The sequence below is a fragment of the Nitrobacter sp. genome (assembly GCF_047149785.1).
GTDB lineage: Bacteria > Pseudomonadota > Alphaproteobacteria > Rhizobiales > Xanthobacteraceae > Nitrobacter.
In genome coordinates this window covers 3,118,506-3,132,473 of sequence record NZ_BAAGBE010000001.1, presented here as the reverse complement: position 1 = coordinate 3,132,473, position 13,968 = coordinate 3,118,506, and the positions used below count along the sequence as shown (strand labels likewise).

Genomic DNA, 13,968 nt, shown 5'->3' with positions numbered 1-13,968 from the left:
CTGCCGCTCGATGATTAAAATCCACGATTCGCTCGCGATTTCGCTTGAAAAGTTCTCCGTTGAACATGCAGCAAGGGCGACCAGAAGTTTTGAACCGCCGCACAGGACGTTCCGCAATTTTCAAGACATCGGAAACCATGCCATGACAATGACGCGCCGCGATCTCCTTCTGGCGTTCGCCGCGCTCGCCGCGGGAGCAGAGAGCGGCGCGGCGCGCGCTGCGCCGCTGCCGCGCGAGGCGGACGTCGTCGTGATCGGCGCGGGCGCCGCGGGCATCGCGGCGGCGCGGCGGATTCGGGCCGCGGGCCGCAAGGTGATCGTGATCGAGGCGGCGGACCGGATCGGCGGGCGCTGTCACACGGATATGACAACGTTCGGCATGCCGTTCGATCGCGGCGCGCGCTGGCTCTATGAACCCGACACCAACCCGGTGGTCCCGCTGGCGCGAACCGCAGGAACCGAGGTGTTTTCCGCGCCGCCCGGCCAGAAAATCCGCATCGGACGGCGCAACGCCCGCGCCGGCGAAACCGAACAGTTTCTTGCAGCGCTGGTGCGCGCAAAGCGAGCTATCAGCGAGGCCGCGCGCGGCAGGACCGACGTCGCCTGCGCCACGGTGCTGCCGGGCGATCTCGATGTCTGGACCGGGACGATCGACTTCGTACTCGGCCCCGGCGCGACCGGAAAAGACCTGAAAGACCTCTCGGTGATGGATCGGGCGCGCGCAGCCGATCGCAACGCCGCGATCGGCTGCAAGCAGGGCGTCGGCGCGCTGCTCGCGGCGCTCGGTCAAAACCTGCCGATCGGCCTGTCGACGCCCGCGACCCGCGTGTCGTGGACCGGCCGCGACGTCGGCGTCGAGACGCCCGCCGGACGCATCGGCGCGCGCGCCGTCATCGTCACCGTTTCCACCAACGTGCTGGCGTCGGGCAACATCCGATTCACGCCCGAGCTGCCGAAGCGGCAGCTCGACGCCGCAGCCAGGCTGTCGCTCGGCAGCTACGACCGCGTCGCGCTATGGATGCCCGACAATGCGCTGGGGCTCGGTCCCGACGAGACCATGATCGAACAGAGCAGCGACGGCAAGACCGCGCTTCTTACAGCGAACGCATCGTCGCTATGCACGATCGATGTCGCGGGCGGCTTCGGCCGAGATCTCTCGGCGCAGGGCGAAGCTGCGATGATCGCCTTCGCCACGGAATGGTTGACGAAACTGTTCGGCAGCGATGCGGCGACCGCGGTGAAACGGTCGGCCGCGACCCGCTGGAACGCGGCGCCCCATGTGCTCGGCGCCATGTCGGCAGCCGAACCGGGCGGGCAGCCGTCGCGGAAAATTCTGATGGAGCCGCTGGGCAGCCTGTTCTTCGCCGGCGAGGCCGCGCACGAGACGCTGTGGGGCACCGCCGGCGGCGCATGGGAGAGCGGCGAGCGCGCCGCCGACGCCGCGCTGCGCAAGATCGCGGCGCGCAGGGAGGCGGAACGGCCACCGGCATCAACGCACAAGCCGACGCGACATCACAGACGAGCGCCGTCGCGGCGTTCGCAGGACGCCTTCGGCTTCCCGCTGCCCCAATGACGCGACCGAGAGCGCTGATCTCGTGGTCGTCAGGCAAGGACAGCGCCTTCGCGCTGCATGAGGTCCGTCGCGCGGGCGCGTTCGACGTCGTCGGCGCGCTGACCACGGTGAACGAGACCTTCGGCCGCGTCTCGATCCACGGCGTGCGCGAGGAGGTCTTGACGTCGCAGCTCGCAGCCGTTCGCCTGCCGGCGAACGTGGTGCCGATTCCCCATCCCTGCTCCAACGAGGCGTATGAAGCGCGGATGGAAGCCGCGATGGCAGCCGCCAGGCGCGAGGGCATCACGCATATCATCTTCGGCGATCTGTTTCTCGCGGACATTCGCGCCTATCGCGAGCAGAAGCTCGCCGGCACCGGCATTGCGCCGGTTTTTCCGCTGTGGGGCCGCCCGACCGCAGCGCTTGCGCGCGAGATGATCGCAAACGGCTTCGAGGCGCGTCTCGTCTCGGTCGACCGGGCGAAACTCGACTGCTCGTTTGCCGGCCGCAGCTTCGATCAGGCGTTGCTGACGAACCTTCCAGCCGGGATCGATCCGTGCGGCGAGAACGGCGAGTTCCACACCTGCGTCGTCGCTGGTCCGATGTTTTCACACCGGATCGAGGTTGCGTCCGGCGATATCGTCGAGCGCGACGGGTTCGCCTATTGCGATCTGTTGCCGGCGTAATCGCGAGACATTTTTTTCGCCATGCGCGCTATCCGCGCAAGCTCCCGCCGGTTTTCTTCGTGACCTCGGCGACGATCTTCGCCGCCACCGCGTCGATCTCCGGATCGGTCAGCGTCTTGTCCCGCGGCTGGATCGTCACCGCGATGGCGACCGATTTCTTGTTCGCCTCGATGCCCTTGCCCTCATAGACGTCAAACACGGTGACGCCGGCGATCAGTTTCTTGTCCGCGCCTTGCGCCGCGCGCACGATGTCGGCGGCTTTCACGCCGCGATCGACGATGAAGGCGAAGTCGCGCGACACCGGCTGGAACGCCGGCAGCTCCAGCACCGGCTTGGCGCGCGTCGCTTTCTGCTTGCCTTCCGGAATGCGGTCGAGGATCACCTCGAACGCCATCACCGGGCCGTCGGCCTTCAGCGCTTCGAGCACGCGCGGATGCAACTCGCCGAAATAGCCGAGCACGTTATGCGGCCCGATCTGGATCGCGGCCGAGCGTCCGGGATGCAGCCATGCCGGAAAATTCTTCGACTCATTGCCGGCGGCGACCTGCATCGCCTGCGCAGGCGCGCCGGCGGCGGCGAGCACCGCGAACGCATCGGCCTTTACATCGAATGTATTGGCGTCAAGCGCATCCGCCGCGGCCGAGCCCGACCAGTGCCGCCCGACGCCCGCCGACGACGCGATGCCGCGGCGAACGCCGGCGGCTGCGGTGAATTGGTCCTGCGGACGGTCGCCGCGGAAGATCTGCCCGACCTCGAACAGCGCCACATCGGGGAAGCCGCGATCGGCGTTGGCCTGCGCGATGGCGACGAGGCCCGGCAGCAGGCTCGGCCGCATGTCGGAGAGGTCCGACGCGATCGGATTGGCGAGCGCCAGTTCCGCATTCCCGCCGCCGAACAGTTCGGCCTGCGATTTCGCGATGAACGACCAGTTGACCGCCTCGACCATGCCGCGCGCCGCCAGCGCACGCCGCGCCTTTCGCGTGCGCGACTGGATCGGCGTCAGCACCGGCTTGCGTGCCGCGTCGCCCCGATCGAACGGCGTCATCGGCACCTTGTCGACGCCGACGATGCGCACGATCTCCTCGACGATGTCGGCCTTGCCGTGAACGTCGGTGCGCCAGGTGGGAATCGCGACCTTCACCACGGGGCCATTGCCGGCCACCATGAAGCCGAGACGGCTGAGAATGCGGCGCGTCTCCGGCAGCGGCATCTCGATCGCCGCGAGACGCTTTGTTTCAGTCAGCGGAAAATCGATCACCCGGTCGTCGGGCAGCGCCTGTCCGGCGACGATCATCTCCGACGGCGTGCCGCCGCACAATTCCATCACCAGCCGCGTCGCCATCTCAAGCCCGGGCACCATGAAGGCGGGATCGACGCCGCGCTCGAAGCGATAACGCGCGTCGGAATTGATGCCGAGCCTGCGGCCGGTCTGCGCGATGTTGATCTCGCTCCACAGCGCCGATTCGATCAGCACGTCCGTCGTGCTCTCGTCGCAGCCGGATTCCTCGCCGCCCATGATGCCGGCGAGCGATTCGACACCCTTGTCGTCGGCGATGACGCAGACGCCCGGATCGAGCGTGTAGGTACGGCCGTCGAGCGCCAGCAGCGTCTCACCGGCGCGGGCGCGGCGCACCGTGAGATTGCCGTGCACCTTGTTGGCGTCGAACACATGCAGCGGCCGGCCGCGATCGTAGGTCATGAAGTTCGTGATATCGACCAGCGCGTTGATCGGACGCAGGCCGATCGAGGTCAGGCGCTTTTGCAGCCATTCCGGCGAGGGGCCGTTCCTCACCCCGCGAACCAGCCGCAGCGCGAAGCCGGGGCACAGCGCGGCGTCTTCAATCGTGACCTTCACGGGGCAGGGAAATTCGCCCTTGACCGGCTTGATGGTCGGATTTTTGAGGCTGCCCATGTCGGCGGCGGCGAGGTCGCGCGCGATGCCGTGCACGCCGGTGCAGTCCTGCCGGTTCGGCGTCAGGTTGATCTCGATGACGGGATCGCCGAGCCCGGCCCATTCCGCATAACCGGTGCCGACCGGCGCGTCGGCGGGCAATTCAATGATGCCGTCATGGTCGTCGGAGATTTCAAGCTCGGCCGCCGAGCACAGCATGCCGCGGCTCTCGACGCCGCGGATGGTGCCGATGCCGAGGGTGATGTCCTTGCCGGGAATGTAGGTGCCGGGCGGCGCGAACACGCTGACAAGGCCCTCGCGCGCGTTCGGCGCGCCGCACACCACCTGGATATAAGCGGGCTCGCCCTTGTCGTTGGTCTCGCCGGTATCGACCATGCACACCCTGAGACGATCCGCATTCGGGTGTTGCGCGGCGGAGACCACGCGCGCAACGGTGTAGGGCGCCAGCGCCCTCGACTTGTCCGCGATGTGCTCGACCTCGAGCCCGATCATGGTCAGCTTGTCAGCGAGTTTGTCCAGCGGCTCATCGGTGTCGAGATGCTCTTTCAGCCAGGAGAGGGTGAATTTCATGGCTGCGGACCTTCGTTCGGCGACATTTGCGGAATCGCTGTAGCTCCCCCACCCCGACCCTCCCCCGCAAGCGGGAGAGGGGGCGGGTTGTGCCGATCGGATCTGTCTTGCACTTCGCTGGGGCCGGTCATTATGTAAGTCTACGTTTTCTGTTGTTCGACATCGCCGCGACCTCTGCATGCCCCCTCTCCCGCTTGCGGGGGAGGGTGGACGCTTGCTTTCAAGGCGGCAGCGATGGCTTCGAGAACGCCAGTACGGTTGGTCATGACATCGTGGTTACTGAAGCGCAGGATGCGGAAGCCTCTGGCTTCGATCAGAGCGGTTCGTCGCGCGTCGCGCGTTTCTCCGGCGTCGGAGAAGTGCTGACCGCCATCGAGTTCGATCACCAGTTTTGCGGCGTGACAGACGAAGTCGACGACGAAAGGCCCGATGGGAAACTGGCGGCGAAAACTCCGGCCATCGAGGCGATGGCCGCGCAGCATCGTCCACATCGAGCGTTCGGCATCCGTGGAATTTCTCCGGAGCGTACGCGCGCGGCTGCGCTGCTTCGACGTCACTTGCCATGAGGGCTTTTGCTCGTCGTCCATCTTGCCCCCACCCCAACCCTCCCCCGCAGGCGGGAGAGGGAGCGCGTTTTGTTGCTTGGAGAGGTCAATGCTAACACGGCAGGACGCTAATGTTAGTTGGTGTTGAGACAGAGCGCTTGCGGCAGAGAAAGCCTGTCCCCTCTCCCGCCTGCGGGGGAGGGTTAGGGAGGGGGCGCTCACCTTTGCAATGAGGTTCGCAACCGCCCCCGTCACGAACTCAATCCCCCCGCCAGCGTCGGGATCTCGAGCGGCCTGAAGCCGTAGTGATTGAGCCAGCGCACGTCGCCTTCGAACAACTGCCGCAGATCGGCGATGCCGTATTTCAACATGGCGATGCGGTCGATCCCCATGCCCCAGGCGAAGCCCTGATAGACCTCGGGATCGAGGCCGCAGAGCTTCAGCACGTTCGGATGCACCATGCCGCAGCCGAGAATCTCCAGCCAGTCCTCGCCCTCGCCGAAGCGGATCTCGTGCTTGTCGCGGCGGCACTGGATGTCGACTTCCAGCGACGGTTCGGTGAAGGGAAAGAACGACGGGCGGAAGCGCATGTTGACGTTGTCGACCTCGAAGAACGCCTTGCAGAATTCATGCAGGATCCACTTGAGGTGGCCGAGATGCGACGACTTGTCGATCACCAGCCCCTCGACCTGGTGGAACATCGGCGTGTGGGTCTGGTCACTGTCGCTGCGATAGGTGCGGCCGGGACAGATGACGCGGATCGGCGGCTTTTGACTGAGCATGGTGCGCACCTGCACCGGCGAGGTGTGGGTGCGCAACAGGAGGCGCGAGCCGCCCGCCCCGGACGACGATCCCGGGTCGGTCCCGGGCTCCGACGCAACGTCCTTCTTCGGGTTGAAGTAGAAGGTGTCGTGCATCTCCCGCGCCGGATGGCCTTCGGGGAAATTCAGCCGGGTGAAGTTATAGTCGTCGGTCTCGATGTCGGGCCCTTCGGCGACCGCAAAGCCCATGTCGGCGAAGATGGTGGTGACCTCGTCCCACACCTGGCTCAGCGGATGGATGCGGCCGGCCTCCGCCGGCGTCTCGCGCAAGGGAAGCGTGACGTCGATGGTTTCCGAGGCGAGGCGAGCATCGAGCGCGGCGGCCTTGAGCACCTCGCGGCGCGCCCCCAGCGCCTCGGTCACCGCATCCTTGGCGAGGTTGATCTTCGCGCCCTCGGTCTTGCGCTCGTCTGGCGACATCTTGCCGAGGGTCGCGAGCAGCGCGGAGATCGAGCCCTTCTTGCCGAGCGTCGCGATGCGCACCGCTTCCAGCGCGGCCTCGTCGGTGGCGGCTGCGATCTGGCCGAGGATCTGGGATTGAAGGGAATCGAGATCGGACATGAGCGACCTTTCGGAAAGGCAGTTGAAAACAGTTCAATCTGCCACAACGGAGGCGCGCTCCCTCTCCCATGGGGAGAGGGTTGGGGCGAGGGGTACAATCTATCGATAGGCTGTAACCCCTCACCCGGCGCTACGCGCCGACCTCTCTCCATAGCCCGTCGAAGACGGGCGTAAACGCCCTTTTGGGGAGAGGTGAAACAACCGCCCTACGTGCTGTGTCGGCTCAAGCCGCCAGCGCGGCCTTGGCTTTCTCGGCGATCGCCTGGAACGCCGCCGGCTCGTGGATGGCGAGGTCCGACAGCACCTTGCGGTCGACGGTGATGCCCGACTTCGACAGCCCGTCGATGAAGCGGCTGTAGGTCATGCCGAACGGCCGCACGGCGGCGTTGAGGCGCTGGATCCAGAGCGCGCGGAAGGTGCGCTTCTTGCGCTTGCGGTCGCGGAAGGCGTACTGGCCGGCCTTGTCGGCGGCCGCCTTGGCGGCGCGAATGGTGTTCTTCCGGCGGCCGGAGAAGCCCTTGGTGACCTTGTAGACTTTCTTGTGCTTGGCATGAGCCGTCACACCGCGCTTGACGCGAGCCATGACTGAACTCCTCTCAAAATCAACGGGTTAATGCGGGATGCCGCGTTGTCGCGGCGAGCGGAGGTCAGGCGTTCGGCAAGAAGTATTTCTTGATGTTGTCGCCGTCAGTCTTGAACAGCACGCGGGTGCCGCGAAGCTGACGTATCTGCTTCTTGGTCCGCTTGATCATGCCGTGGCGCTTGCCGCGCTGGGCGTGCTTGACCTTCCCGGTGGCCGTGATCTTGAAGCGCTTTTTCGCGCCCGATTTGGTCTTCAGCTTGGGCATTTGGCTCTCCTGTCGCCACGACAAAACCGCCCGAAAAGGCGGTCTGCGGCTGAAATTGCTCGCTATTGAGCACGATCCTATCCGAAAAAGCGGTTCCGCTTTGCGCGGGCGCGGCCCTTCGGGTCGGAATTATGCTTTTAGAGCGCTGAAAGTGCTCGGCTATTCCTGAAAGAAAGTCCCCGGCACGGTCGTCGCCACGGCAGCCCTTGAATCAGCCGGGCGGCGAAGAACAGGCTTATGGCAGAGGATGGCCGGATTGGCAACGGATTTGCTAACTGACGACACGGAACGCTGACTAACAATAAGGATCGGCGCAGCCAAATGCTTCATCATGCCCGTGCTCGACCCGGGGATCCATCATCTTTGAAGGATGGATTGCCGGATCAAGTCCGGCAATGACAAGTTGCGTGTTTGGCGGAGCTCAGCGCGGAGCCAGCACCATGACCACCTGGCGGCCCTCGAACCTGGCGTCCTGCTCGACCTTGGCGTAGGCGGCGACGTCGGCCTTCACCTTGTCGAGCAGCTTGGTGCCGATCTCCTGGTGGGCCATCTCGCGGCCGCGATAGCGCAGGGTGATCTTGACCTTGTCGCCCTCCTCGAAGAACCGCTGCATCGCCTTCATCTTCACGTCGTAGTCGTGATCGTCGATCATCGGGCGGAGCTTGATCTCCTTGATCTCGACGACCTTCTGCTTCTTGCGGGCCTCGGCGGCTTTCTTCTGGGCCTGAAACTTGTATTTCCCGTAGTCCATGATCTTGCAGACGGGAGGGCTGCTGTTCGGGGCGATCTCGACCAGATCCATGCCCGCATCCATGGCCATCTTGATCGCGGCGATCGTTTCCACGGTACCTTGGTTGGTGCCATCCTGGTCGATCAGTTGAATCTGGGCATTGCGGATTTCATCGTTGGTGCGCGGCCCGTCTTTCGCGACGGGCATTGGCGCTCTGTTGGGACGGCGAATGGGTGGTTCTCCAATGTTGTGAAAGAAGCGCCTATTTTGAAGGAATAACCGCCTAGGAGCAAGCGGCGGGATTCACGACACCGGCAAAACGGTCGAATGCGCGGTATTTTGGTCACGCCGGTCGATTCCGGGTCAACCCCCGGAAGCCGTCGCTTGTTCCCCCGGCATTCGTTGACGGAGAGCGGCGGTTCGCGACATACGACAAAAAACGGGCGGACATCATGACGGGCGAAGCGGTACAATTCATCGAGGTCGGCGGCGGCGGGCCGAAGCGCTCCATCGCCGTGCGCGCGCGAGGCGGTGGCTCTCCCGGCCTGCTCTGGCTCGGCGGTTTCAGGTCCGACATGGCGGGCACCAAGGCACTCGCGCTCGATGCGTGGGCTACCGAACGGGACCGGGCCTGCGTGCGGTTCGACTACTCCGGCCACGGGATCAGCGGCGGCGAGTTCACCGACGGCACCATCGGCCGCTGGCTGGAGGAAGCTATCGCGGTGTTCGACGCCTTCTGCGAAGGCCCGCAGGTCGTGGTCGGCTCGTCGATGGGCGGCTGGATCGCGCTGTTGCTGGCGCGCGCGATCGCGCGGCGGGCATCGTCCCGCGCCACGCTGGCCGGGCTGGTGCTGATCGCGCCGGCGCTCGACTTCACCGAGGAACTGATGTGGAAAGCCTTCCCGCCGGAGGCCAGGCACGCCATCGAGACCGAGGGCGCGTGGCTGCGGCCGTCGGACTACGGCGATCCCTACCCGATCACGCGCAAGCTGATCGAGGACGGCCGCAACCATCTGCTGCTCGGCGGCTCCATTTCGACCGGCTGCCCGGTGCGCATCCTGCAAGGCGCGCAGGACGCCGACGTCCCATGGCGGCATGCCTTCGCGCTGACCGAACGGCTGCCGGGCGACGACGTGGTGCTGACCGTGATCCGGGACGGCGATCACCGGCTGTCGCGCCCGCAGGACATCGCGCGCATTCTGGCTGCGGTGGCGGAGTTTTAGAGCGGCCGTAACTCTGGACACCGCGGCAGCGGCGATCCGAAATCCGGCCGGTCGTTCACTTGCGGGTCACGACGAGTTTGGCGGAGCCTTCATTGTTGCGGTAGAACACATCGTACAATTTAGGGATGCCCAGCACCGCATCGTTGACGAAGATGAAAAGCTCGCCGCTCCGCGTCGGCCGGATCACCGTCTCGACCTTGCCGTCCTCCGGATCGGGATCGAGGAAGACTTCCTCGCCGCCGGTCGCGCCATAGCGCAGCACCAGGCGGAACCAGGGCCGTGTCAGTTCGCGGCGCAGCGGCACGCCGAGCATCAGCAGCGCGCGTTGCCACCAGTGCGGCGCGTCGGTCGTGTAGAACCCGCCGAGCGGCGAGGGGATGCCGCCGTCGCGGAAAGGCTGCGTGGTCTCGACCTGGATCAGATAGCGCGCGCCGAAGCCGTCCACCGCGATGCCGGTGCCGGCGCAGAACTGCGACGTACTGAAATTGAACGTCGCCTGCTTGCCGCGCGCGAGCCCCTGCGCCTTCGGACTTTCATCGCAGGCCAACCCGTAGACGTCCTGCACGTTGTAGAGCGCGTGGCTGGCGAAGGTGACGCCGAGATAGGCGAACAGTGCGGCGAAGAACGCCGGCGCCCAGCGACGCTTCAACTGCCGGTGAAACCAGACATAGGGCCGGCTGGAACGCAGGATGTAGATCCAGTTGCTCGGCAGGCCGGACGGCGCGGCGGGCGTCTTCTGCCAGATCGCATTCATGCCGTCGGTGATCCGGGTCGAGAGCACGACGCCCCACAGCGCCAGCACGCTCGCGAGCCCGAGCAATGCCACGAACTGCACCGGGCTGCGCGCATAGCCGTTGATCCAGGTCTGCGCGAAGCCGGGAAGGAAGCCGCCGACAACGCGGATGATGTCCGACACCCAGCGAAACCTGCTGGTGTATTCGTCCGAAGGCGGCAGCGAGCGCGCCAGCGGATAGAGCAACAGCCAGGCCGTGGCGCCGACGGTCGCGAAATAGACCAGCCGACGCTTCCAGACCCCGTTCCAGACATGTTCCTGCGTTTCGCTGCGCGCCAGCGCGCCGGCGCTGCTTTCGAAGCCGTATTGATCCGGCGTCAGCACCAGCCCGTCGTCGGTCACGACGTCATAGACCTTCGGCAGCCCGACCGGCGCATAGCCTTGCGAGCGGCTGGCGATGCGCTTGAACGCGCTGGCATGCACCTTCGGCCGCTCGACGACGACCTCGTCCTTCTTGGAAAAGCGATAGTGGCAGAGTTCGGCCAGCTTGCGCGGCCCGTAGCGATAGTAACTGCCGAGCCCCTTGCGCGGATCGTAGAGCCGGCCGTCCTTGTCGCACATCGAGATGGCGTTCTTGAACGGATCGGGATCGGCGGGCGGCTGATGATGGGCAGACTTGAACCGCAGGCCGCAGCGTTGCGCCTCCGTCATCATCCAGACCAGAGGAATGTAGGCCAGCGCATCGTCGGGATAGCCGCCGCCGACATTGGAATGAACGCCCGCGAACCACACCTGGCTGATCTGCTCGTCGGCGAGATAGCGCTTGCCGTCGTCGCGCGGCGTGAGCGGCGGCGCATTGCGCTCGTCCCACAGCTCCGGATGAAACGTGGTGCGCGGCTCGTCGAGCGACAGCGCCTGACAGGCGCGCCTGACGCGCGCGCAGTCGAGCGTGTGGTTGGGCAGCTCCAGCGGCCAGATCCATCTGCTGACGCCGCGCGTCATCTCGTCGATCGGCAGGCCGTAGGCGGCGACGGTGTCCCAAACGCCGATGAAGCGGATATGGTTCACCTGGCGATTGCCGCGCTTGTCGTAACCCTTCGGCAGAAACAGGTCGCGCAGGCCGCGAAAGATGTCCTCGATGTGCCAGAACGTGTGAAAACGCTCGCGCCGGTACTGGCGATAGGCGGCCTTGGCCTTTCGCGTCAGTTCAGCCTCGCTGTCGGCGGCGACGAGACCCTGATTGAGGATCAGCCCCATCACCACGCGGATGGTGAAGGCGCCGCGGCTGAAGCCGAAGCCGAACAGTTCGTCGCTGTCGTCGCGCCAGTTGCGGCATGCGAATTTGTACAGGTCGATGACGTTGCGCTTCAATCCGAAGCCGAACGCGCCGCCGAGAATGGCGAGCGGCTTGAACGACGAAGTGCCGACCCCGTCGTCGTAGAATGCGACCTGATCGGTCCCCGAAAGATCAAGCGCTTCGAACGTGCGCCAGACATTGGTGCGCCAGACCTTTGCCGCCGAGTTTCCGGTGCCGTCGGACAGCAGAACGATTTTCCGGCCCATGCCACCCCCGGGGACGATGCCGCGCGACTTTTAGATTCGCCTTTTATTCAAAACGTGCGACGCTCGCGAGAAGCGTCGTTTTGATCAGCGCATCCGGTTGCGGCGAAATTCGGGCTCGCCTGTTGACACAAAAAACTGGCGACGGCTCGACGCCGTCGCCAGCACTTGTTTTTCGCCGCCTGTCCGTCAGTTCGTCACAGAAAGTTAGCGACAGCTCTCGTCGAAGACACCATTGCGTGGCTCAACCCGTCCCGCAAACTTCCCAGAAGCTGGGAGAACGGAGACCGACGGGCATTCGCGGTCCTGCGCCGTGCCTCTTCCAGCCGCTGCATGCTCAGCGGCGCAGATTCTGAGGCGACGGCGCCGTCAGCATCGTCCGCGACCACGGTGAAATCCTGTCCGGATTCTTGCACGCCGGCCTTGACCATGGTTTCGTAGAACTCGCGGATCGAGGCGCTCATCTCCCGTGCGTATGTGACGACCTTGAACGGCTTGCCGGCGAGGTCGAGGATCGGATTGTACAGCGCCTGGATCCAGACTTCCTTGCCGTTCTTGCCGATCCGCTTGTACTCGATCGACTGGGATTCGCCGCGATTGAGCTTGGCCCAGAATTCGCGATAGGCCCCGCCCTGCCGCTCCGACGGCTCGGCAAACATGCCGTCGTGCTTGCCCTTCACTTCGCCAAGCGCGTAGCCCATCGTCTTGAGGAAGTTTTCGTTCGCGCTGATGATCGTGCCGTCCAGTTCGAACGCGGCCACCGCCTGCGAACGGTCGAGCGCGGCGATCCGGCCCGCGTTCTCCAGCGCCTCGAGCTTTTGAGCAGTGATATCGGTCGCGAGCTTGATGACCTTGGTCGGCTTGCCCTTCGAATTCAGCACCGGATTATAGGTTGCCTGCACCCAGACCACCTTGCCGTCCTTGCCGATCTGCTTGTATTCGGCCGATTGCGGCTCGCCGCGATTGAGCCTGGCCCAGAATTCGCGGTATGCGGCGCTGGATCGCTCGCCGGCTTCCACGAACATGCTGTGGTGCTTGCCCTTGATCTCCGCCACGCGCGAGTAACCGAGCGCTTTCAGGTAGTTGTCGTTGGCGGTCATGACCGTTCCGTCCATGCCGAATTCGACCACCGCCTGCGCCTTTTCGATAGCTGCGATCTGGCCTTCCAGCTCGTCCATCCGCGATTTCTGCTTGGTGATGTCGGTCGCGAACGTCACGACTTTGAACGGCTTGCCGCTCTCGTCGGCGATCGGGTTGAAGGTCGCCTGGAACCAGACCTCCTGCCCGCTCTTGGTGATGCGCTTGTATTCCGCCGATTGCGATTCGCCGCGATTGAGCTTCGCCCAGAGCTCCCGATACGCGGCGCCCGCACGCTCCAGCGGCTCCACGAACAGGCCGTCATGCTTGCCCTGCACTTCGCCGAGCGCATAGCCCATCGCGCTGAGGAAGTTTCTGTTCGCGGTAATGATCGTGCCGTCCAGGTTGAATTCGACCACCGCCTGCGAGCGGTCGATGGCGGAAACCTGACCCGCATGGTCCAGCGCCTTGATCTTTTGCGCGGTGATATCGGCCGCGAGCTCGATGACCTTCGTCGGCTTGCCCCGCGAATCCAGCACCGGAATATAGGAAGCCCGAATCCAGACCTCCTCTCCGTGGCTGTCGACGCGCTTGTAGTCGGCCGATTGCGATTCACCCTGATTGAGCCTGGCCCAGAATTCGCGGTACGCGGCGCCGCTCCGTTCGTCGGCCTCCACGAACATGCTATGGTGCTTGCCTCGAACCTCGGCGAGCGAGTAGCCGAGGATGTTGAGAAAGTTCTCGTTGGCGGTGATGATCGTTCCATCCAGACCGAATTCGGTTACGGCCTGAGCTTTGCTGATCGCTGCGGCTTTCGCCGCATTTTCTTTTGCGATTGACCATTTTTTGAAGAAAAACATTGATCCTCCCCAGGAGTTAGGTCCAAGAACATCAAAGCTCACGACTCGCGGGCGCAAGCTTGGTTTACCGACCATGAACGGGGGCGGTTAAAGCGAGGTTAATGCCCTCCGTAGATTTGCTATAAGCTGGCCTCCGGCTGATATGGCCCGATCGCTTTTTGGCGAGCCTGGGCGCAAAACCGATGGAAAATCGCGCCGATCCCTTCCACCGGGACGACAGCCGCGGCAATTCAACGCGCCGACGGGTTTACTCCGGAGCCGGCCGGACGCCCGAGCGTTTCGAAGGGTTT

Annotated in this window: 11 protein-coding genes; 3 read left to right on the top strand and 8 right to left on the bottom strand. The window is 64.7% G+C overall.

What is annotated here, in order from left to right; genetic code table 11:
• The first annotated feature begins 142 nt into the window (after nucleotides 1–142).
• Nucleotides 143–1,573: a flavin monoamine oxidase family protein gene (locus ACMDCM_RS14600; RefSeq protein WP_412774225.1), complete on the top strand. Its 1,431-nt coding sequence runs from the start codon at nucleotides 143–145 to the stop codon at nucleotides 1,571–1,573.
• Nucleotides 1,570–2,238, top strand: coding sequence for a Dph6-related ATP pyrophosphatase (locus ACMDCM_RS14595; RefSeq protein ID WP_412774224.1), 669 nt, complete (start codon nucleotides 1,570–1,572; stop codon nucleotides 2,236–2,238). The genes ACMDCM_RS14600 and ACMDCM_RS14595 overlap by 4 nt, the downstream gene beginning before the upstream one ends.
• Before the next feature lie 28 nt (nucleotides 2,239–2,266).
• On the opposite strand, the gene pheT is transcribed toward ACMDCM_RS14595, so the two are convergent.
• The 6 genes from pheT to infC form a co-directional block, all read right to left on the bottom strand.
• Nucleotides 2,267–4,720, bottom strand: coding sequence for a phenylalanine--tRNA ligase subunit beta (gene pheT, locus ACMDCM_RS14590; RefSeq protein WP_412774223.1), 2,454 nt, complete (start codon nucleotides 4,718–4,720; stop codon nucleotides 2,267–2,269).
• A gap of 140 nt (nucleotides 4,721–4,860) precedes the next feature.
• The gene (locus ACMDCM_RS14585; RefSeq protein WP_412774764.1) at nucleotides 4,861–5,211 is read right to left on the bottom strand and encodes an endonuclease domain-containing protein; all 351 of its coding nucleotides are present in this window, start codon (nucleotides 5,209–5,211) and stop codon (nucleotides 4,861–4,863) included.
• A gap of 305 nt (nucleotides 5,212–5,516) precedes the next feature.
• Complete coding sequence (gene pheS, locus ACMDCM_RS14580; protein WP_412774222.1) at nucleotides 5,517–6,647, bottom strand: phenylalanine--tRNA ligase subunit alpha; 1,131 nt, start codon at nucleotides 6,645–6,647, stop codon at nucleotides 5,517–5,519.
• Nucleotides 6,648–6,870: 223 nt separating this feature from the next.
• Nucleotides 6,871–7,230 carry a 50S ribosomal protein L20 gene (rplT, locus tag ACMDCM_RS14575; RefSeq protein ID WP_292610534.1) on the bottom strand — a complete coding sequence of 120 codons (360 nt, stop codon included), beginning with the start codon at nucleotides 7,228–7,230 and terminating at the stop codon, nucleotides 6,871–6,873.
• Nucleotides 7,231–7,294: 64 nt separating this feature from the next.
• A complete protein-coding gene (gene rpmI, locus ACMDCM_RS14570) occupies nucleotides 7,295–7,495 on the bottom strand; it encodes a 50S ribosomal protein L35 (protein WP_009796600.1) in 201 nt (66 codons plus the stop codon).
• A 421-nt stretch (nucleotides 7,496–7,916) separates the two neighbouring features.
• On the bottom strand, nucleotides 7,917–8,456 hold the full coding sequence (gene infC, locus ACMDCM_RS14565) for a translation initiation factor IF-3 (RefSeq protein WP_412774763.1): 540 nt from the start codon (nucleotides 8,454–8,456) through the stop codon (nucleotides 7,917–7,919).
• A 221-nt stretch (nucleotides 8,457–8,677) separates the two neighbouring features.
• Between infC and ACMDCM_RS14560 the strand changes: the two genes are divergently transcribed.
• Nucleotides 8,678–9,448, top strand: coding sequence for an alpha/beta hydrolase (locus ACMDCM_RS14560; RefSeq protein ID WP_412774221.1), 771 nt, complete (start codon nucleotides 8,678–8,680; stop codon nucleotides 9,446–9,448).
• 55 nt (nucleotides 9,449–9,503) lie between these two features.
• On the opposite strand, the gene ACMDCM_RS14555 is transcribed toward ACMDCM_RS14560, so the two are convergent.
• Both ACMDCM_RS14555 and ACMDCM_RS14550 read right to left on the bottom strand, forming a co-directional pair.
• The gene (locus ACMDCM_RS14555; RefSeq protein ID WP_412774220.1) at nucleotides 9,504–11,744 is read right to left on the bottom strand and encodes a DUF2235 domain-containing protein; all 2,241 of its coding nucleotides are present in this window, start codon (nucleotides 11,742–11,744) and stop codon (nucleotides 9,504–9,506) included.
• 194 nt (nucleotides 11,745–11,938) lie between these two features.
• Complete coding sequence (locus ACMDCM_RS14550) at nucleotides 11,939–13,678, bottom strand: PAS domain-containing protein (protein WP_412774219.1); 1,740 nt, start codon at nucleotides 13,676–13,678, stop codon at nucleotides 11,939–11,941.
• Nucleotides 13,679–13,968 lie beyond the last annotated feature (290 nt).